At 72.8% G+C, this 19,173-nt stretch carries 20 protein-coding genes and 2 pseudogenes; 11 read left to right on the plus strand and 11 right to left on the minus strand.

Features of this window, described 5'->3' with window-relative positions:
* Positions 1-39 precede the first annotated feature (39 nt).
* Positions 40-807 carry a putative protein N(5)-glutamine methyltransferase gene (locus ACFYYT_RS26515; RefSeq protein WP_351825614.1) on the plus strand — a complete coding sequence of 256 codons (768 nt, stop codon included), beginning with the start codon at positions 40-42 and terminating at the stop codon, positions 805-807.
* A 33-nt stretch (positions 808-840) separates the two neighbouring features.
* Here ACFYYT_RS26515 and ACFYYT_RS26520 read toward each other — a convergent pair.
* From ACFYYT_RS26520 to ACFYYT_RS26530, 3 genes and pseudogenes are all read right to left on the minus strand, one after another.
* Positions 841-1,077, minus strand: a pseudogene (locus ACFYYT_RS26520) (VOC family protein); the annotation flags it as partial.
* Positions 1,078-1,109: 32 nt separating this feature from the next.
* Positions 1,110-1,483: pseudogene (locus ACFYYT_RS26525) on the minus strand (helix-turn-helix transcriptional regulator).
* A 130-nt stretch (positions 1,484-1,613) separates the two neighbouring features.
* Positions 1,614-2,345: an SDR family oxidoreductase gene (locus ACFYYT_RS26530; protein WP_351825616.1), complete on the minus strand. Its 732-nt coding sequence runs from the start codon at positions 2,343-2,345 to the stop codon at positions 1,614-1,616.
* 95 nt (positions 2,346-2,440) lie between these two features.
* Between ACFYYT_RS26530 and ACFYYT_RS26535 the strand changes: the two genes are divergently transcribed.
* Positions 2,441-3,289 (plus strand): LysR family transcriptional regulator, encoded by an 849-nt coding sequence (locus tag ACFYYT_RS26535; protein ID WP_351825618.1) that lies wholly within the window; start codon positions 2,441-2,443, stop codon positions 3,287-3,289.
* Between the two features lie 269 nt (positions 3,290-3,558).
* Here the strand turns inward: ACFYYT_RS26535 and ACFYYT_RS26540 are convergent, their stop codons facing one another.
* Positions 3,559-4,029, minus strand: a complete 471-nt coding sequence (locus tag ACFYYT_RS26540) for a DIP1984 family protein (RefSeq protein WP_351825700.1) — start codon at positions 4,027-4,029, stop codon at positions 3,559-3,561.
* A gap of 145 nt (positions 4,030-4,174) precedes the next feature.
* Between ACFYYT_RS26540 and ACFYYT_RS26545 the strand changes: the two genes are divergently transcribed.
* The 3 genes from ACFYYT_RS26545 to ACFYYT_RS26555 all read left to right on the plus strand — a co-directional run bounded on the left by ACFYYT_RS26545 (position 4,175) and on the right by ACFYYT_RS26555 (position 5,701).
* Positions 4,175-4,630, plus strand: coding sequence for a helix-turn-helix transcriptional regulator (locus ACFYYT_RS26545; protein ID WP_351825620.1), 456 nt, complete (start codon positions 4,175-4,177; stop codon positions 4,628-4,630).
* A gap of 24 nt (positions 4,631-4,654) precedes the next feature.
* The gene (locus tag ACFYYT_RS26550) at positions 4,655-5,251 is read left to right on the plus strand and encodes a hypothetical protein (RefSeq protein ID WP_351825622.1); all 597 of its coding nucleotides are present in this window, start codon (positions 4,655-4,657) and stop codon (positions 5,249-5,251) included.
* A 114-nt stretch (positions 5,252-5,365) separates the two neighbouring features.
* Positions 5,366-5,701 carry a DUF2516 family protein gene (locus ACFYYT_RS26555; protein ID WP_351825624.1) on the plus strand — a complete coding sequence of 112 codons (336 nt, stop codon included), beginning with the start codon at positions 5,366-5,368 and terminating at the stop codon, positions 5,699-5,701.
* A gap of 23 nt (positions 5,702-5,724) precedes the next feature.
* On the opposite strand, the gene ACFYYT_RS26560 is transcribed toward ACFYYT_RS26555, so the two are convergent.
* The 3 genes from ACFYYT_RS26560 to ACFYYT_RS26570 form a co-directional block, all read right to left on the minus strand.
* On the minus strand, positions 5,725-7,038 hold the full coding sequence (locus tag ACFYYT_RS26560) for a PP2C family protein-serine/threonine phosphatase (RefSeq protein ID WP_385320679.1): 1,314 nt from the start codon (positions 7,036-7,038) through the stop codon (positions 5,725-5,727).
* A gap of 258 nt (positions 7,039-7,296) precedes the next feature.
* Complete coding sequence (locus tag ACFYYT_RS26565) at positions 7,297-8,403, minus strand: NlpC/P60 family protein (protein ID WP_351825626.1); 1,107 nt, start codon at positions 8,401-8,403, stop codon at positions 7,297-7,299.
* Between the two features lie 211 nt (positions 8,404-8,614).
* On the minus strand, positions 8,615-9,427 hold the full coding sequence (locus ACFYYT_RS26570; protein WP_351825628.1) for a class I SAM-dependent methyltransferase: 813 nt from the start codon (positions 9,425-9,427) through the stop codon (positions 8,615-8,617).
* 213 nt (positions 9,428-9,640) lie between these two features.
* Between ACFYYT_RS26570 and mshA the strand changes: the two genes are divergently transcribed.
* A complete protein-coding gene (mshA, locus tag ACFYYT_RS26575; protein WP_385320673.1) occupies positions 9,641-11,023 on the plus strand; it encodes a D-inositol-3-phosphate glycosyltransferase in 1,383 nt (460 codons plus the stop codon).
* The gene (locus tag ACFYYT_RS26580) at positions 11,016-11,510 is read left to right on the plus strand and encodes a YbjN domain-containing protein (protein WP_351825630.1); all 495 of its coding nucleotides are present in this window, start codon (positions 11,016-11,018) and stop codon (positions 11,508-11,510) included. Before mshA ends, ACFYYT_RS26580 begins: the two co-directional genes overlap by 8 nt.
* A gap of 109 nt (positions 11,511-11,619) precedes the next feature.
* Here ACFYYT_RS26580 and ACFYYT_RS26585 read toward each other — a convergent pair whose 3' ends face one another.
* Complete coding sequence (locus ACFYYT_RS26585; protein ID WP_351825632.1) at positions 11,620-12,936, minus strand: MFS transporter; 1,317 nt, start codon at positions 12,934-12,936, stop codon at positions 11,620-11,622.
* Positions 12,937-13,098: 162 nt separating this feature from the next.
* Between ACFYYT_RS26585 and ACFYYT_RS26590 the strand changes: the two genes are divergently transcribed.
* Together ACFYYT_RS26590 and ACFYYT_RS26595 are read left to right on the plus strand one after the other, a co-directional pair.
* Positions 13,099-13,857 (plus strand): phosphoglyceromutase, encoded by a 759-nt coding sequence (locus ACFYYT_RS26590; protein ID WP_351825634.1) that lies wholly within the window; start codon positions 13,099-13,101, stop codon positions 13,855-13,857.
* Between the two features lie 248 nt (positions 13,858-14,105).
* The gene (locus tag ACFYYT_RS26595; RefSeq protein WP_351825636.1) at positions 14,106-14,561 is read left to right on the plus strand and encodes a hypothetical protein; all 456 of its coding nucleotides are present in this window, start codon (positions 14,106-14,108) and stop codon (positions 14,559-14,561) included.
* A gap of 80 nt (positions 14,562-14,641) precedes the next feature.
* Here ACFYYT_RS26595 and ACFYYT_RS26600 read toward each other — a convergent pair whose 3' ends face one another.
* Together ACFYYT_RS26600 and phoU are read right to left on the minus strand one after the other, a co-directional pair.
* Positions 14,642-14,794 carry a hypothetical protein gene (locus ACFYYT_RS26600; RefSeq protein WP_351825638.1) on the minus strand — a complete coding sequence of 51 codons (153 nt, stop codon included), beginning with the start codon at positions 14,792-14,794 and terminating at the stop codon, positions 14,642-14,644.
* Positions 14,795-14,989: 195 nt separating this feature from the next.
* Positions 14,990-15,667 carry a phosphate signaling complex protein PhoU gene (gene phoU / locus ACFYYT_RS26605; protein WP_351825640.1) on the minus strand — a complete coding sequence of 226 codons (678 nt, stop codon included), beginning with the start codon at positions 15,665-15,667 and terminating at the stop codon, positions 14,990-14,992.
* Between the two features lie 195 nt (positions 15,668-15,862).
* Here phoU and ACFYYT_RS26610 point away from each other — a divergent pair, with 195 nt between their 5' ends.
* Positions 15,863-17,101, plus strand: a complete 1,239-nt coding sequence (locus tag ACFYYT_RS26610) for an ATP-binding protein (protein WP_351825642.1) — start codon at positions 15,863-15,865, stop codon at positions 17,099-17,101.
* The gene (locus ACFYYT_RS26615) at positions 17,098-17,778 is read left to right on the plus strand and encodes a response regulator transcription factor (protein WP_042813788.1); all 681 of its coding nucleotides are present in this window, start codon (positions 17,098-17,100) and stop codon (positions 17,776-17,778) included. Before ACFYYT_RS26610 ends, ACFYYT_RS26615 begins: the two co-directional genes overlap by 4 nt.
* 306 nt (positions 17,779-18,084) lie before the next feature.
* Here the strand turns inward: ACFYYT_RS26615 and ACFYYT_RS26620 are convergent, their stop codons facing one another.
* A complete protein-coding gene (locus ACFYYT_RS26620) occupies positions 18,085-18,741 on the minus strand; it encodes a DUF461 domain-containing protein (protein ID WP_351825644.1) in 657 nt (218 codons plus the stop codon).
* Positions 18,742-19,173 lie beyond the last annotated feature (432 nt).

Below are 19,173 nucleotides of genomic sequence, written 5' to 3' on the forward strand. Positions count from 1 at the left end.
GCGAGCAGGGGACCGAGGGGACCGAGGGGAACGAGTGACGTGTTGACGATCGTGGAACGGCTGCGCGCGGCGGGCTGCGTCTTCGCCGAGGAAGAGGCGGACCTGCTGGTCGGGGCCGCCACCGACGACGGCCACCTGTCGGGCATGGTGGCCCGCCGGGTGGCGGGGGAGCCGCTGGAGCACGTGATCGGCTGGGCGGAGTTCTGCGGGCTGCGGATGGAGGTCGGGGCGGGGGCCTTCGTCCCGCGCCGCCGCACCGAGTTCCTGGTCCAGGAGGCGGTGGCGCTGACCCGCCCCGGGGCGGTGGTCCTCGACCTGTGCTGCGGGGTCGGCGCCCTCGGCGCGGCCGTCGCCGACCGGGTGCCGGGCGGGGTCGAGCTGCACGCCGCCGACATCGACCCGGGCGCGCTGGCGTACGCCCGGCGCAACGTGGCCCCGTACGGGGGCGCGGTGTGGGAGGGCGACCTGTACGGGGCGCTGCCCGAGCGGCTGCGGGGGCGCGTGGACACGCTGGTGGTCAACGCCCCGTACGTGCCGACCGAGGAGATCGGGCTGATGCCGTCCGAGGCCCGCGACCACGAGCCGCTGGTCTCCCTCGACGGCGGCGCGGACGGCCTGGACGTCCACCGCCGGGTCGCGGCGGGGGCGCTGACCTGGCTGGCCCCGGGCGGACACCTGCTGATCGAGACCAGCGCCCGGCAGTCGCCGGTGACGGCGTCCGCCCTGACGGGGGCCGGGCTCGCGGTCCGGGCGGCCTCCTCGGAGGAGCTGTACGCGACCGTGGTCATCGCGACGGCCGGGCTGTGACGGCCCCTGTTTTCCGGGGTGGAAGGGCGGCGGCTACGCGGTGCGGGGCTGGTTGAACCGGAGCAGGTTCCCGGCCGGGTCGCGGAAGGCGCAGTCGCGCACGCCGTACGGCTGGTCCATCGGCTCCTGCACCACCTCGCCGCCCGCGGCCCGGATCCGCTCGAAGGCGGCGTCGCAGTCGTCGGTCCGGAAGATGACGCCGCGCAGCAGGCCCTTGGCCATCAGCTCGGCCATCGTCCGCCGGTCCTCGTCGGTGGCGCCCGGGTCCGCGCTGCGCGAGCTTGATTTCCATGCGCTTCACGCTACGGACCGGCCCCCGCCTTCGCCCCCGAGGTGCGGACCGGCCGGGTGTGGAGCTTGGCGACGCAGGCCGGGATCGCGGCGCCGGGTGCGTGGTCCCGGGCCCGGTAGGCGCTCGGGGTCTCGCCGACCAGCTGGGTGAACCGCGAGCTGAAGGAGCCCAGGGAGGTGCAGCCGACGGCCATGCAGACCTCGGTCACGCTCAGGTCGCCGCGCCGCAGCAGGGCCTTGGCCCGCTCGACCGCCGGGTCATGAGATGGCTGTACGGCGTCTCGCCGAAGGCCGCCCGGAAGCTCCGGGAGAAGTGGCCCGGGGACATCAGCGCCGTCCGCGCCAGCGCGGCGACGTCCAGCGGCTGCGCGTAGTCGCGGTCCATCCGGTCGCGGGCCCGGCGCAGCCGGACGAGGTCGGAAAGGGGTACACGGGGCACACGACCACGGTACAGACCCCGGCCGCCGGGGGTCACGGGCGGCGATCACCAGTGGCACGTGACCGCCGCGGGCACCTCACCAGGGCACCACGCCGGCGTCCTCGAAGAACCCGCCGGTCGGGCCGTCGTCGGGCAGGGTCGCGAGCCGGACGGCGATCGCCGCGCCCTGTTCGGGGGTGCGCACGCCGCTGAAGCCGTTGAGGTCGGTCGCGACGTAACCGGGGCAGCCGGCGTTGATCAGGATGTTCGTGCCGCTCAGCTCCCGGGCGTACTGGAGGGTGACGGCGTTCAGGAACGTCTTCGACGGCGCGTACGCCGCGGACAGCGGACCCGTCGTCTGCTCGGCAGCGGTTCCCGACTGCCGGGTCAGGGAGCCCACGCTGCTGGACATGTTCACGATCCGGGGTGAGGGGGAGCGGCGCAGCAGCGGCAGCATCGCGTTGGTGACGCGGATGACGCCGATCACGTTGGTCTCCACGACCGTCCGGATGGTGGCGGGGTCGACCCGGGTGGGCTCCTGCGGCATGCCGCCGGTGATGGCGGCGTTGTTGACGAGCACGTCGAGGCCCCCGGCCCGTTCCTCGATCAGCCGAGCGGCGGCGGTGGCGCTCGCGTCGTCGGTCACGTCCAGGGGCACGCCGAAGGCGTCGGCCCCGGCCGCGCGCAGTTTCTCCACCGCGGCCGTGCGGCGCTGATCGTCGCGGGCGCCGACGCCGATGCTCCAGCCGAGGGCTCCCAGGCCCGCGGCGATCTCGTAACCGATTCCCTTGTTCGCGCCGGTGACCAGCGCAATCTTCCGTTCGCTCATGGGGACGATGCTCCTCCCGGAGCCGGGTCGCGGTCCAACACCGATCGGGTGGGCGGCGATACTTTCACGGTATGGATCCGGAGTACCGTGGCCGCATGGAGACCCGGGAACTGCGGTATTTCGTCGCCGTCGCCGAAGAGCTGCACTTCGGGCGCGCCGCGCAACGGCTCGGGATCGCGCAGCCGCCCCTGTCACGGGCGATCCAACAGCTCGAACGCCGGCTCGGGGCGGTGCTGCTGGACCGGACCAGCCGCACCGTCACGTTGACGGCGGCAGGCTCGGTGCTGCTGGCCGAGGGCCGGGCGGCGCTCGACGCGGTCGCCGCTGCCGAGCGCCGGACCCGCCGCGCCGCCCTCTCTGCGACCGGCCGTCCCGGCCTGGCCCTGGTCACGAAGGCCAGCGCGTCCCGCGAACTGCTGGCGAAACTGCTCGACGCGTACGCCGCAGAACCTGGGGCGGTCCCCGTCGAGGTCATCCTGTGCGGCCCGGCCGAGCAGGAACGGTTCCTGCGCGAGGGCCGTGCCGATGTGGCGCTGCTGCACCGGCCGTTCGACTCGACGGCCGGGTTCCACACCGAGGAGCTGAGCACGGAGGGCCAGGTCGCGGTCCTGCCGGCCGGGCATCCGCTCACCGCCCGGGACCATGTGCACATGGCCGACATCGCCGGGCTGCCGGGCCTGCCCCTGCCGCGCTGGCCCGACTCCGACGGCACCTACCCGCCCGGCCCCGGCCCGCGGGTGCGCGACCACGCGCAGCTGTTGCAGCTCGTCGCGCTCGGCCGCGCCTGCGCGGTCTCCCCGGAATCGTGCCGGGCCCAGCTGCCCGACGACCTCGCCGCCGTGCCCGTACTCGACGCCCCGACCGTCACCACCGTGATCGCCTGGCCCCCGCACAGCCGCTCCAGGCCCGTAGCCGACCTCGTCCGCACGGCGACCCGTCTCTAGGTCTCGTTGTGCTCGAATCGCAGGTGTTCTTGGCGCTGCGATGTGGAAAGCCCCGAACCCGCCCTCGCCGCTTCGGATCTGCACGTGGTGATGTGCTGTGCGATGTGCACCTTTACCTGTACGCCGTGCTGAGCTGCGCTGTTGATGGGGAGTCGAACCCCGCGTTGCTCTTCACGCACCAGGAGTGGGCTGGAAAACCGCCGGCCCTCGGTGTGTGCACGCCTCCGAAGCTGCTACCTGCTCCACATCGTCCCCGCCTGCTGGACTGCTCAGTCCAGCAGATCCGCCTCCCAGTTCGTACGCTGGATCCGCATGTCGACCTCGCGGATCTCCCGCGCGAGAACATCCGCCTGACCGCGCAGTTCCGCCACCGGAAGCGCGGAAAGCATCATCAGCTCGGACCGAAGCTGTCGGCCGTACCCCCGCTCGCCGCTACCCGCTGCCGCGTCCGCCGCCGCGGTGACCACGGAGTGACGCAACCGCAGGACATCGCGGCGTGCGAGGGCATCGGTGAGCGTGCCGTCCGCACCCATCTCCACGGTGGCATTGGTCCGGTTGATCCGCCGGATCAACGTTTCCAGAGCGCTCAGCACCTCACCGGCCTCAGCCAGCAACTGGGCGGCATCCTCGGCGGGCGCCTCCCCCTCCTGGTACCGCGCACTGCTGACGACGCGCGCTCGCAACTGTTCTACACGGCGAGTCGCTTCCGCACGTTCTGCCAGTGCCTCGGCAAGCTTCACTGTCTCCACCTCCCCCTCCATGAGCTCGAACGAGTATACGAGTGCGAACCAGCTCATACGCTGGGCACAGCGACCGCTCATGGCGGGGAAAGCTTTTTGCAAGCGGTCGCTTGCAAAAGTTAGCAGGGTGCGGCAGGATCGTGTCATGGCATCGCTCAACGTCGGAAACCTCGGCGAATACCTCCGTGAACAGCGGCGGCAGGCCCAGCTTTCGCTGCGGCAGCTCGCCGACGCCGCGGGGGTGTCGAATCCGTACCTGAGCCAGATCGAGCGCGGGCTGCGCAAGCCGAGCGCGGACATCCTCCAGCAGCTGGCCAAGGCGCTGCGGATCTCCGCCGAGACGCTGTACGTGCAGGCCGGGATCCTTGATGAGCGGGACCGGGACGAGGTGGAGACGCGGGCCGTCATCCTCTCCGACCCGTCGGTCAACGAGCGGCAGAAGCAGGTGCTGCTCCAGATCTACGACGCGTTCCGCAGGGAGAACGCGCTGGAGGCGGACGCGGCGGAGGCCGCCGCGGCCGACGCTTCCGGCTCCGGAACGGACCCCGGCTCCGCAGCGGGACCCGGCTCCGACGACCCCGCGGTGCCCCCCAAGAACTGACTGTGATCCGGGAGGACCAAGCACATGGCCATCGCCGATGACCTGAAGAAGACCCTCACCGACCCCACCCCCCTCTACTTCGCCGCCGGCACCGCCGACCTCGCCGTCCAGCAGGCGAAGAAGGTGCCCGCGCTCATCGAGCAGCTGCGCGCCGAGGCCCCCGCGCGCATCGAGGCCGTCAAGAACACGGACACCAAGGCCGTCCAGGACCGGGCCCGCGTCGCCCAGGAGGCCGTCACCTCGAAGGTCGCCGAGGTCTTCGGGGCCATCGACCCGAAGAAGCTGGGCGAGACCGCCCAGGACCTGGCGCTGCGCGGGGTCGGCGTGGCCGCCGAGTACGCCGTCCGGGCGAAGGAGACGTACGACAAGGTCGCCGAGCACGGCGAGCAGACCGTACGTGCCTGGCGCGGCGAGGTCGCCGACGAGATCGTGGACATCGCCGGCGCCGTGGAGCCCGAGCCCGCGGCCGCCCCGGCGCCCGCCTCCGAGCCCGAGCCCGAGGCGGCCGAGGCCTCCGCGGACGGTGCCGACGGCGCCGACGGCGAGAAGCCCGCGAAGAGGGGCACCGCCCGCCGTGGCGCGGCCAAGAAGGCCACCGTCCCGGCCGGCGACGAGAGCTGACCGAGGGAGACGGACCGGGCACCAGCGCGGTGCCCGGTTCGTTGCCGTTTCGGAAAGCGGCTGTGGCGGTAGCGTGGAGTCAGGTGGGCCCGAGGTGAGAAGGCGGTCGAGACGATGCTGATGCAGGGGTTCAACAACGGGGTGCTCCCGTTGCTCGGCTACGCCATGCTGGCGCTCGCCGTCGTGGCCTTGGTCTTCGCGGTGATCGCCCGCGAGGACGCCTACCGGGCCGCCGACAAGCAGACCAAGACCTTCTGGTGCGTCGTCCTCGGCGTCACCGTCCTGGTGGACTTCTTCCTCGGGATGCTGTTCCTGCAGATCGCGGGCCTGGTGGCGACCATCGTGTTCATGGTCGACGTACGCCCCGCCCTCAAGCAGGTCTCCGGCGGCCCCCGCCGGGGCGGCAGCAGCAGCGACGGACCGTACGGCCCCTACAACGGCGGCCGCTGACCGGCGTACCGGCCGGGGATCCTTCAGCCCGCCGCGCGGGAGAGCAGGACCACGGCCACGTCGTCGGTGAGCTCGCCGCCGTTGAGGCGGCGGGCCTCGGTGACGGAAGCCTCCAGCAGGCCCTCGCCGCTCAGGCCGCGGTCCAGGTGGCGGTTGATCATCTCGATCATGCCGTCCTGGCCGAGGCGTTCCCGGCCCTCACCGATCCGGCCCTCGATGAGGCCGTCGGTGTAGAGCATCAGGCTCCAGGTGCCGCCGAGGTCGACCTGACGGCGGGGCCAGCGGGCCCGGGGCAGCAGTCCGAGCGCCGGGCCGCTGTTCTCGTAGGGGAGGAGCCGGGCGGGGCGGCCCGGCCTGGATATGAGCGGGGCCGGATGGCCGGCCAGGCACAGGCCCGCGCGGCGGCCGTCCGGGGCGATGTCCACCGTGCACAGCGTCGCGAAGATCTCCTCGCAGGGCCGCTCCACCTCCAGGACCTCCTGGAGGGTGGCCAGCAGGTCGTCCCCGCACAGGCCGGCCAGGGTCAGGGCGCGCCAGGCGATGCGCAGCTCGACGCCGAGGGCCGCTTCGTCGGGGCCGTGGCCGCAGACGTCGCCGATCATGGCGTGGACGGTGCCGTCGGGGGTGCGGACGGCGTCGTAGAAGTCCCCGCCGAGCAGGGCCCGGCTGCGGCCGGGGCGGTAGCGGGCGGCGAAGCGGAGGTCGGAGCCCTCCAGCAGGGGAGTCGGCAGCAGACCGCGTTCGAGGCGGGCGTTCTCCTGGGCGCGCAGTTTCGATTCTGCGAGCTTGTACTGGGCGGTGTCCGCCCGTTTTCTCTCCACGGCGTACCGGATGGCGCGGCTCAGCAGCCGCCCGTCGAGCTCGTCGCGGAAGAGGTAGTCCTGGGCGCCGGCGCGGACGGCCTCGGCGCCGCGGTCGGCTTCCGCCTCGGCCGTCAGGACGAGGACGGCGTGCCGGGGGGCGATCCGCAGGACCTGGCGCAGGGCGGCGAGGGCGTCGGCCTCGCCGGGCAGGACCAGGTCGAGGTCCAGCAGGACGCAGTGCACGTCGGGCGTGAGCAGCCGGGCGGCCTCGGTGAGGTTGCGGGCGCTGCGCAGGCGGATGCGGTGGCCGTCGGCGTCCAGGATCTCGGGGACGGTGAGGCCGCCCGCCGGGTCGTCCTCGATCACCAGCAGGGTCAGCGACGCCTGGGGTGCGGTGGCGGTGGCGGCGGGGGCTGTGGCGGCCGCAGTGGCTGCCGCCGCTCCGCTCTCCACGGCCGGGATCTCCCTCTGCCGCGGTACGGGTGCGGGCATCGTCGTCTCCGGTTCCTTCCCTCCCCCCGAGGGTGCGCTCATGCGCCAGACCCTAGCGGGCGGGTGGCGGCGAGCGGAATGGGCGGCGGGACGGGCGAGGGGGAGGGCCTCCGTCATATGCCCTTATCGCGGGGGAAAACCGAAACCCCGGGATGACCAACGTCACCCCCGGACGCATCCCCGTCCCGTCCACCGGACCCGCCACTCCCGGGCCCGCCGCTCCCGGACCCGCCGCTCCCGGACCCGCCGCTCCCGAGACCGCCAAGGACCCCGGGGTCCGTAGCGGCGCCCGGCCGGGGCCTACGCGTCGGGGCGGACCACGGCCTTGATCGGCATCGAGCCCGCGCCCGCCATCGTGACGTTGCGGCCCGGCCGCGGGGCGTGGACCATCGCGCCGTCACCCACGTACATCCCGACGTGGCTCGCGTCGTCGAAGTAGATGATCAGATCGCCGGGACGCATGTCCTTCAGCGCGACCTTCGGCAGCAGCCGCAGCTGCTCCTGCGAGGTCCGCGGGATCCCGCGCCCCGCCGCCAGCCACGCCTGCGAGGTCAGCCCGGAGCAGTCGAACGAGTTCGGCCCCTCCGCTCCCCACTCGTACGGCTTGCCCATCTGCGCGGTGGCGAACTGCACCGCCCGCTTGCCGGCGTCCGTCGCCGCGCCCTTGACGTCCCTCAGCGCGCCCGAGGACAGCCACGCCGTCTGCGCCTTGTACTGCGCTTCCTGCTCCAGCTGGATCAGCCGGGCCTTCTCCTCGGCCGCCAGCCGGTTCTCCAGGGCCTCCGCCGCCTTGATCTTGCCCTCGATCTCCTTCTTGGCGGCTTCCTGCTTGACCCGGTTCTCCTCCATCTTCTGCCAGAGCGCGCCCGCGTCCTTCGCGTACCGCTCCAAGTCCGTCTGGGTGCGGTTCAGTTCGGACAGCAGGTCGGTGGTGGCCTTCTCGCCCTGCCGCAGCCGGCCCGCCCCGTCCAGGTACGCGGACGGGCTGTCGCTCAGCGCCAGCGCGGCGCCCGGCGGGAGTCCGCCCGAGCGGTACTGGGCGCGGGCGGCGGCCCCGGCGCGGTCCTTCAGGCCCGTGATCCGGTCCTGGCCCGCCACCACCAGCTTGGCGATCTCCACGATCCGCTCGGACTGTGCCTTCGTCTCGCCCACCGCGAGGTTGTACGCGTCCGTCGCGCTGCCGGCCTGCCGGTAGAGGTCCTCGATCTCCTTGCGGACCTGCTCCAGGGACTTGCCCTCCGGCGCGGGCGCCGGCGCGGCCGGGGCCGCCGGATTCGGCGGCGCGCCCGGAGCGGCGTACGCGCTGCCCGCCGCGAGCCCGGGGGCCGTCAGTATCGCCATCGCGCACAACAGCGCGAGGGCGGACACTCCCTGCACGCGCGACGACGCTCGCTTCGCGGTCCCCATGGCTCCCCCAGGCGCCCCGAGTCAGACCGGACATCACCCGGCATCAGATCTGACTATTCATCAGTAACTTGGCACTGTCATCGGGATGGTGCCACGACTCGGTGAATTCCAACACCCTCCGGATGCCGCCCCGATCATGACCGCCCACGTCTCGCCCACCCCTGACGACTCAACGGTCATCCCCCGCAACCGGTTCCCCGGCCCGCGAGTTTCACCCCGCCGGGCGCAACGCCTCCCAGCGCACGGTCAGTTCCCCCTGCCGCCACCGCGCCGGCCCGTCCGCCAGCGGCCAGTCGCCCGCCAGGGCCCGCGCCGTCCGGATCCACCGCTGCCGCGCCCCGTACGAGGCGTACGGGGCCGCCGCCGCCCACGCCCGGTCGAAGTCGCGCAGGAACGCGTGCACCGGCTCGCCCGGCACGTTCCGGTGGATCAGCGCCTTCGGCAGCCGCTCCGCCAGGTCCGAGGGCCGCTCCAGCGAGCCGAGCCGGGTCGCGAAGGTCACCGTCCGCGGCCCCTCCGGCCCCAGCGCCACCCACACGTGCCGGCGCCCGATCTCGTCGCACGTCCCCTCGACCAGCAGCCCGCCCGGCGCCAGCCGCGCGCACAGCCGCTGCCACACCTGCTCGACCTGCTCCTCGTCGTACTGCCGCAGCACGTTCGCGGCCCGGATCAGGGCCGGCCGCTGCCCGCCGTCCAGCGGCACCTCGAAACCGCCGTGCCGGAAGCTCAGCCCCTCCCGTTCGTACGGCTTCGCCCCCGCCACCCGCGCCGGCTCGATCTCGATGCCGACCACCCGCACCCCCGGGGCCGCCTTCCGCAGCCGCGCCAGCAGCTCCACCGCCGTCCAGGGCGCGGCCCCGTACCCGAGGTCCACCGCGACCGGCGCCTCCTCCCGGCGCAGCCGCGCCCCGTGCTCGGCGGCGATCCAGCGGTCCATGCGGCGCAGCCGGTTCGGGTTGGTGGTCCCGCGCGTCACGGTGCCGACAGGGCGCTTCGGGGGCGGCTGAGTGCTGCGGGAGACCATGCGCCGAGCGTATGCCGACCGGCCCGGCAAGATAAAAAACCGGCGGTGCGACCAGGAAGTTCCGGCTCCCCGGAATGCGGGGGACCGCCGTTCGGGTTGCACTCCTAGCAGGGCGCCGACCGCGCTCCCGCAGCCATGCCACCCCGGGTGCGCTGCCCAGCCCGTCGTCCACGCGATCACAGCGACGCGATCCGAGCGAGAGGAACAGCTCCCTTGAGCCAGTACGTGTCCCGTCTCGGCGGCAGCATCAGCGGCCGCATCGCCGCTGCCCGCGGACCCCGCCACGACCAGCCCCGGCTGCGCCTGCCGGCCGTCGGCCACCACCGCAAGCCGCGCCGCGTGGCGATGCTCAGCGTGCACACCTCACCGCTGCACCAGCCCGGCACCGGCGACGCCGGCGGCATGAACGTCTACATCGTCGAGCTCGCCAAACGCCTGGCCGCGATCAACATAGAGGTCGAGATCTTCACCCGCGCGACCACCGGCGGGCTGCCGCCCGTCGTCGAGCTCGCGCCCGGGGTCCTCGTACGGCACGTGGACGCGGGCCCGTACGAGGGCCTCGCCAAGGAGGAGCTCCCGGCCCAGCTGTGCGCCTTCACCCACGGCGTCATGCAGGCCTGGGCCGGCCACCGTCCCGGCTACTACGACCTCGTCCACTCCCACTACTGGCTTTCCGGCCACGTCGGCTGGCTCGCCGCCGAACGCTGGGGCGTCCCGCTCGTCCACGCCATGCACACCATGGCCAAGGTCAAGAACGCCTCCCTCGCCGAGGGCGACACCCCCGAGCCGGCCGCCCGCGTCATCGGCGAGACCCAGATCGTCGCCGCCGCCGACCGGCTCATCGCCAACACCGCCGAAGAGGCCGACGAGCTCGTACGCCACTACGAGGCCGACCCCGGCAAGGTCGCCGTCGTCCACCCCGGCGTGAACCTCGACCGCTTCACCGCCGGCGACGGCCGCGCCGCCGCCCGCGCCCGCCTCGGCCTGCCCCAGGACGCCGTGATCCCGCTGTTCGCGGGCCGCATCCAGCCCCTCAAGGCCCCCGACATCCTGCTCCGCGCCGTCGCCGAGCTCGTCGACCGCGACCCCTCGCTGCGCTCCCGCCTCTTCGTCCCCGTCGTCGGCGGCCCCAGCGGCAGCGGCCTCGCCAAGCCCGAGGGGCTCCAGAAGCTCGCCGCCCGGCTCGGCATCGCCGACCTCGTGCACTTCCACCCGCCGGTGGGCCAGGACCGGCTCGCCGACTGGTTCCGGGCCGCGTCCGTCCTGGTCATGCCGTCCTACAGCGAGTCCTTCGGGCTCGTCGCGATCGAGGCCCAGGCCACCGGCACGCCGGTCCTCGCCGCCTCGGTCGGCGGCCTGCCCGTCGCCGTCAACGACGGGGTGACGGGCATCCTCGTACCCGGCCACGACCCGGTGGACTACGCGCGCGAACTGCGCCGCTTCGTGGACGAACCCGGCCTCACCGACCGCATGGGCGCCGAGGCCGCGCGGCACGCGCAGTTCTTCGGCTGGGACACCGCCGCCGGCGGCACCGCTGACGTGTACACCGCAGCCATGCACGATCACCGCCGTCGCGTACGCTCCCACCATGGCTGACGCTGACACCGCCGCGATCATCGAGTCCACGCTGGCCGGCGCCGAGCTGGGCTGGGAGAGCCCCGAACCGGGCAGCTACGTCGTCCAGCTCCCCGGCACCCGCAAGCTGAGCACCACCTGCTCGCTCCGCATCGGCCGCCACTCCCTCTCGGTGAACGCCTTCGTCATCCGCCACCCCGACGAGAACGAAGCGGGCGTCCACCGCTGGCTGCTGGAACGCAACCTCAAGCTCTACGGGATGGCCTACGCCGTCGACCCGCTCGGCGACGTCTACCTCACGGCCCGCCTGCCGCTGTCCGTCATCACCCCGGAGGACCTCGACCGGCTGCTGGGCACCGTCCTGGAAGCGGCGGACGGCGCCTTCAACACCCTGCTGGAGCTCGGTTTCGCCGGCGCCATCCGGCGCGAGTACGACTGGCGCGTGTCCCGGGGCGAGTCCACCCGCAACCTGGACGCGTTCAAGCACCTGACGCGGCCGTCGGCCTGAGGCGGCGGGCGGCCGGGGCGCGCCCGTCGGCCGGGGCCGCGCCCGTTGACCTGACGCGCCCGTCGGCCGGGGTCGCGCCCGTTGCCCCCCCGCCCGGCCGGGCTTCCGCTCAGGCCTCCACCGCCGCGGCCGTCACCGGCTTGGCCTCCGCCGCCTGCGCCTGCGCCTGCGCCTGCGCCGCGGCCGGTCGGCCGCTCGGCACGGCGGCCGGTCCCGGCCCGCTCCGCGGCAGCCCCCGCATCAGCAGCCAGTACCCCAGCGCCGCCACCGTCCCCAGGACCCCCGTCGCCCCCCACAGCCAGGCCGCGCCCAGGTGGTCGATCACGAAGCCGGCCATCAGCGGCGCCACCAGCGCGGCCACCGCCCAGGACATCGTGTACATCCCCTGGTAGCGCCCGCGTCCGTGCACCGGCGACAGCCGCGCCACCAGTCCCATCTGCGTCGGGGAGTTCACGATCTCCGCGAGCGTCCACACCAGCACCGTCAGCGCGTACGCCCACAGCGGCCCGGCGAAGGCCGTCATCGCGAACCCGTACCCGGCCAGCAGCGCCGAGGCCACCAGCAGCTTCTGCGGGTCGCGGTGCTCGATGAACCGCGTCACGGGGATCTGGAGGGCCACGATCAGCACCCCGTTGACCGCGAGGACCAGCCCGTAGTCGCCGGGCGAGAAGCCCGCCGCGCCCATCGCGACCGGCAGCCCCACCGAGCCCTGGGTGAAGATCAGCGAGATCAGGAACGACAGCCCGACGACGCTCATGAAGCGCCCGTCCCGCAGCACGCTCCCCAGCCGGACCTCGGGCCCGGCCGCCGCCTCCGCGGCCGCGTCCTTCACCGGCCGGGACTCCGGCAGCTTCAGGAACACCAGCACCGCGCAGAGCAGGGTCAGCGCCGCCTCCCCGAGGAAGCCGGCCAGGTAGCTGTACTCCGCCACCAGCCCCGCCACCGTCGAACTGATCGCGAAGCCGAGGTTGATGGCCCAGTAGTTCAGCGCGAAGGCCCGTACCCGGTCCTCCGGCCGGACGATGTCCGCCATCATCGCGGAGACCGCGGGCCGCGAGGCGTTCGACGTCATCCCCACCAGCAGGGCCACCGCCGCGATCGCCGCCGGGTGCTCCATGAAGCCCAGCAGCGCCACCGACAGGCCCGTCGAGACGTTCGCCGCCAGCATCGTCGGCCGCCGCCCCAGCCGGTCGGTCATCACCCCGGCCACCAGCGAGGACACCACGCCGCCCAGCCCGTGCAGGGCGACCACGAGTCCCGCGAAGGAGGCCGAGTAGCCCCGGTCCAGGGTCAGGTACATGGTCATGAATGTGGCGACGAAAGCCCCGAGCCGGTTGACGAGCGTGCTCGCCCACAGCCACCAGAAGGCACTCGGCAGACCCGACACGCTCTCCCGGACAGCCCGTCTCATGCTGGCAACGGACATAAGGAATCCCCCCGGCGGTGTAAGCGTCTCTTCTGCTTCCCGCACGTTACGAGGACGCCTCCGCGACCGCCACTGGATTGACGCCGGACGTCAATCGAAGGTCCCGCGGGCCCTTCCCCCGCCGCGCGCGAGCGCCCCGGGCCGTCCATTAGGCTCGTACGCATGGCCGACGCACCGTACAAGCTGATCCTCCTCCGTCACGGCGAGAGCGAGTGGAACGCGAAGAACCTGTTCACCGGCTGGGTGGACGTCAATCTCAACGAGAAGGGCGAGAAGGAGGCAGTCCGCGGTGGCGAACTCCTGAAGGACGCCGACCTCCTCCCCGACGTGGTCCACACGTCCCTCCAGAAGCGCGCGATCCGCACCGCCCAGCTCGCGCTGGAGGCCGCCGACCGCCACTGGATCCCGGTCCACCGCTCCTGGCGCCTGAACGAGCGCCACTACGGCGCCCTCCAGGGCAAGGACAAGGCCCAGACCCTCGCCGAGTTCGGCGAGGAGCAGTTCATGCTGTGGCGCCGCTCCTACGACACCCCGCCGCCGCCCCTCGAGGACGGCTCGGAGTTCTCCCAGTCCGGGGACCCGCGCTACGCGACGATCCCGCCGGAGCTCCGCCCCCGCACGGAGTGCCTGAAGGACGTCGTCGTCCGCATGCTCCCGTACTGGTACGACGGCATCGTCCCCGACCTCCTCGCGGGCCGCACCGTCCTGGTCGCCGCGCACGGCAACTCCCTGCGCGCGCTGGTCAAGCACCTGGACGGCATCTCCGACGCGGACATCGCGGGCCTCAACATCCCCACCGGCATCCCGCTCGCCTACGAACTGGACGCCTCCTTCAAGCCCCTCACCCCGGGCGGCACCTACCTCGACCCGACCGCCGCCGCGGCCGCCATCGAAGCCGTCAAGAACCAGGGCAAGAAGTAACCCGTACGCACTGAACAGCCCCCCACCTGCCGTTTTCCGGCGGGTGGGGGGCTGGCCGTTTTTGGGGGTGCGGGGGGTGGGGGCGGTTTTGCGTCGGGGTGGGGGGAAATCGTTGGTTTGGGGTGGGGGAGGGTGGGTTCGGGCGGGGGTGCAGTGGCGTTTCGGCGCTGAAGGTGGTGGGCCGGACGGGTGAGTGCTTCGTTTCTGCGCTGTCGGCCGTGCCCGGAGCCCGGCTACAACTCCGGTTCATGATCAAGCACTTCGTGCGGCGCGGTCTCCCCGCGCTCGCCCTCGCGCTCCTGCCCGTATTCGCCTCCGGCCCGGCCGCCGACGCCTCGTCCGCGCCCGCGGCCGCCGCCGCCGCCCGGAGCGACGCCCACTTCTACGGCGGCTCCACCCTCCACAAGAACCAGGCCTGGACCTCCGGCAACGGCCGGACCGTCCTGCGCGTCCAGAACGACGGCAACTTCGTCCTCTACAAGGACGGGCACGCGGCCTGGCAGGCGCCGGGCGTCTGGCCCAAGGCCAGCAGCGCCGTCTTCCAGGAGGACGGCAACTTCGTCGTCTACGACAGCAACGGCAACGCAGTCTGGGCGGCCGGCACCTGGCACAAGGGCCACTACCTGTCCGTCCAGGACGACGGCAACGTCGTCGTCTACAACAGCAACAACCAGCCGGTCTGGGCCACCAACACCGGCGACTGACCGGCGCCGGCAAGACGAAGGGCCCCGCCGGACCGGACTCGGCCGGGCGGGGCCCTTCGGGCGTGCTTCCGGGGGCGGGGTCAGCCGCCGCACTGGCAGGGGGCGCCGGACTGGCAGCCGCAGCCGCAGCCGGAACCGCAGCCGCAGGCCGCGAGCAGCGGCAGGCGCAGGGGCTCCGGCCGGGACTGCTGCTGCTCCTGCTCCGGGGTGAGCGGGACGGGGGAATCGGGCATGGATCCTCCTCGTGGGCGCACGTACGGGACGCCCTGCCGACGGAGCGCCCCCGCCTCATTCATGCCCAGCCACACCGGCGCGTCAACGGCGCATTGGGGCTCGCCCGCGAACCCGCCCCCCGGATGCCCGCGGATGCGCCCGCGTGTCCCTCGGGGCGCCCCCCCCGGGCAACCCCCGGGCAACCCCGGGCGCCCTCAGACGCCGTCGACCTGCGTCGGCTGCTGGAGCTCGTCCGCGTGCTCACCCGTCACCAGGTACACCACGCGCTTGGCCACCGACACCGCGTGGTCGGCGAAGCGCTCGTAGTAGCGGCCCAGCAGGGTCACGTCGACGGCGGTCTCGATGCCGTGCTTCCAGCGGTCGTCCATCAGGTGCTGGAACAGCGTGCGGTGCAGCTGGTCCATCTCGTCGTCGTCCTGCTCCAGCTGGAGCGCCAGGTCCACGTCCTTCGTGATGATGACCTCGGCCGCCTTCGCCATCAGGCGCTGCGCCAGCTGCCCCATCTCCAGGATCGTCGCGTGCAGGTCGCGCGGCACGGCCGTGTCCGGGAAGCGCAGCCGCGCCAGCTTCGCCACGTGCTGCGCCAGGTCGCCGGAGCGCTCCAGGTCGGCGCTCATCCGCAGCGAGGTCACCACGATGCGCAGGTCGGTCGCCACCGGCTGCTGGCGGGCCAGCAGCGCGATGGCACGGGCCTCCAGGTCGTGCTGGAGGTCGTCCACCTTCTGGTCGGCGGCGATGACGCTCTCCGCCAGCTTCAGATCGGCGTCCAGCATGGAGGTCGTCGCCCGCCCGATCGCGGAACCTACGAGCCGGGCCATCTCGACCAGGCTTTCTCCGATCGAGTCCAGTTCCTCGTGGTACGCGTCGCGCATGGTGTCCCTCTCTTGCCTGCTACTCGCTACTGCGTGGCCGATTGCCCCACGTTTACACGTTCGGACGCAGAGGCGTCCGACTCCGGCATCACAAGTGAATCAACCCCGTCGCCAGGGTGAACTCTGGGCGACGAGTGTTCGGGCCGCCACCCGAACGGCTGTGGAAGTGTCCTCCGGCCTGCTTAACCTGGACGCATGGACGTGAACGCGGCGGTCGCCGCAGCTGCAGCGATCGCCGGTCTGTGCACCGGTGTGATCGCCATGCTGGCGTTCCGCTGGAGCGAGCGCGACCAGGCCCGCCCCACCCGGAGCTCCATGCGCCCCGACATCAACGCGGTGCTCCCGCCCGGAGTGGACACCGTCCTCTCCGTGCTCCGCTCCTCCGCCGTCGTCCTCGACGAGGGCGACGCCGTGGTCAAGGCCAGTTCGGCGGCATATGCCCTCGGCCTGGTCCGCGGCGGCAAGCTGGCCGTGGAGCCCATGCTCCACATGGCCCGCGACACCCGCCGGGACGGCGAGATACGCCAGATCGAGCTCGACCTGCCCCGGCGCGGCACCGGCCGCGGCGAGGCCCTCGCGGTCTCCGCCCGCGTCGCACCGCTCGGCTCCCGGCTGGTGCTCCTGCTCGTCGAGGACCTCACGGAGGCCCGCCGCATCGAGGCGGTCCGCCGGGACTTCGTCGCGAACGTCTCGCACGAGCTGAAGACCCCCGTGGGAGCGATCTCCCTGCTCTCGGAGGCCGTCATGGACGCCTCCGACGACCCCGAGGCGGTCACCCGCTTCGCGGGCCGGATGCAGATCGAGTCCACCCGCCTGATCAACCTCGTACAGGAGCTGATCGACCTCTCCCGGGTGCAGAACGACGAGGCACTGGAGGACGCCGAGCCCGTACGGGTGGACACCCTCGTGGCCGAGGCCATCGACCGGTGCCGCCACACGGCGACGTCCAAGCAGATCACCATGGCCGCCGGCGGCACGGCCGACCTGCGGGTATGGGGCCACCGGGGGCAGCTGGCGGCCGCCCTCGGCAACCTGGTCGAGAACGCCGTGAACTACAGCCCGGCCCGCACCCGCGTCGGCATCGCCGCGCGCCGGGTGACCGCGCCGGGGGGAGACTTGATCGAGATAGCCGTGACCGACCAGGGCATCGGCATCCCGGAGAAGGACCGCGAACGCGTCTTCGAGCGCTTCTACCGCGTCGACCCGGCCCGCTCCCGCGCCACGGGAGGAACCGGCCTGGGCCTCGCGATCGTGAAGCACGTGGCGGCCTCGCACGGCGGGGAGGTGTCGGTATGGAGCTCGGAGGGTCAGGGCTCCACGTTCACCCTGAAGCTCCCCGAGGCGGCCGCGCCGGCGCCGGCGAAGACCCCCGCAACCGCCCCACACCTGCCCGACCCAGAACCAGTCATCCCTGCCCCGGAGGTCCTTCCGTGACCCGAGTGCTCGTCGTCGAGGATGAGGAATCCTTCAGCGACGCCCTGTCCTACATGCTCCGCAAGGAAGGCTTCGAGGTCGCGATCGCCGCGACGGGGCCCGACGGGCTGGACGAGTTCGAGCGCAACGGCGCCGACCTCGTCCTCCTGGACCTGATGCTGCCCGGCCTGCCGGGCACGGAGGTCTGCCGACAGCTGCGCGGCCGCTCCAACGTCCCCGTGATCATGGTGACCGCCAAGGACAGCGAGATCGACAAGGTCGTCGGGCTGGAGATAGGAGCCGACGACTACGTCACCAAGCCGTTCTCCTCCCGGGAGCTGGTCGCCCGCATCCGCGCGGTCCTGCGCCGCCGCGGGGAGCCGGAGGAGGTCACCCCGGCGGCGCTGGAGGCCGGTCCGGTACGGATGGACGTGGACCGGCACGTGGTCACCGTCGGCGGCGCCAAGGTGGACCTCCCGCTGAAGGAGTTCGACCTGCTGGAGATGCTCCTGCGCAACGCCGGCCGCGTGCTCACCCGCATGCAGCTGATCGACCGGGTCTGGGGCGCGGACTACGTCGGCGACACCAAGACCCTGGACGTCCACGTCAAGCGCCTCCGCGCCAAGATCGAGCCGGACCCCGGCGCTCCGCGCTACCTGGTGACGGTGCGCGGCCTCGGCTACAAGTTCGAGCCGTAAGCCGAAGTCACCACGCCCGCCCCCCGGGGCCGGCCGGAGGCCGGCGCAGCGGTCCGAAGCCGGTGAGGCCCCCGGGGCCTCGCCGCGCGAGGGTCGCACGGGGGAGGGGTTCGAGCCGGACCCGGGTGCTCCGCGCTACCTGGTGACGGTGCGCGGCCTCGGCTACAAGTTCGAGCTGTAAGCCGAAGTCACCACGCCCGCCCCCCGGGGCCGGCCGTAAGCCGGCGGCGTTTCGCTCCGGACATGAAGGGAGGGCCCCGACCGCATGCTGCGGTCGGGGCCCTCCCTTCGTGCGTGTGCCCGGCGTCAGTGGCCGGCGCTGTGCGACGGGGAGCCGGACGGCGTGCCCGACGGGCTCGCGCCCGGGGCGCCCGAGGGGGCACCGGACGGGGAGCCCGACGGCGTGCCGGACGGGGAGCCCGACGGGCTCGCGGCCGCCGGGGCCGGGGCCTCGGTCGGGCCGAAGCCCGCGTACATGCCGGTGGCCGGCACCACGAAGGCAGCGATGCCGACGTCACCGGTGCGGCTCAGCTGGAAGACGACCTCCTGCGCGTTGCCGGGCTCGACGGCGCCGCTGCCGCCCTCGATGACGGCGGAGGCGTTGCCCTTGCCGCCCAGCACCACGGAGCCGCCGGCGGGCACGGTGACCTTGCCGGAGCCCTCGGCGCCCTTCAGGACGACCTTGGACTTGCCACCCGCGAGGGTGATCCCGTCCAGCGTCTGCGGCGCGTCGCCGGCGTTGAAGAGGGTCGCGGAGACCGAGGCCGGCCCCTTCTTGCCCTTCTCGCCCTGGGTGATCACCAGTGCGTTCTGGACCTTGATGTCGCCCTTGGTGACGGCGGCGTTGTCCGGCTTGATCTCTAGAGTCTGCGCGTCGTTGCCGGCACCGCACGCGGCGAGCGAGGCGATCGAGAACACGACGGCGGTAGCGGCGAGGGCGCCGCGTCGAAGGCTGCGGCTCACGGCTGCGGCAACTCCTAGGACGTACGGACGGGAGGGTGGGCTCTCGGGACGGCCGAGGTAAAGCCGCCCTAAGGGTGTGTCAGCGGGCTTAGGTTACCGAGCCGCCGCCCCGCCCCCGCACCCGACCCTCCGCAGCGGGTGCCCCCGGCTGCGCCGCTCCCGTGATCTTGCATTCGCATAACCCGCCGGACACCTCCCGGTGATCAATTCCGGGATTCCCTTCGAACGCCACCCGGTGATCAATTCGGGATTGGGCCGGAACCCGCTCCGTACGGGTGGCCGCCAGTCGAACGGAGTACTTCGGTTTCGCGCCACCCAAACCGGCAAAACGGGACGTACGTCACACTCGTGAGCTCCTTCGCCGGGTGTAGCGTGGTCGATTCGACTGGTCCGCACAGCGCCTCCGACCTGCGAATACCCCCTTCCGGAAGC

The sequence above is a fragment of the Streptomyces sp. NPDC002032 genome, from assembly GCF_042890765.1.
In the GTDB taxonomy this organism is placed as follows: domain Bacteria; phylum Actinomycetota; class Actinomycetes; order Streptomycetales; family Streptomycetaceae; genus Streptomyces.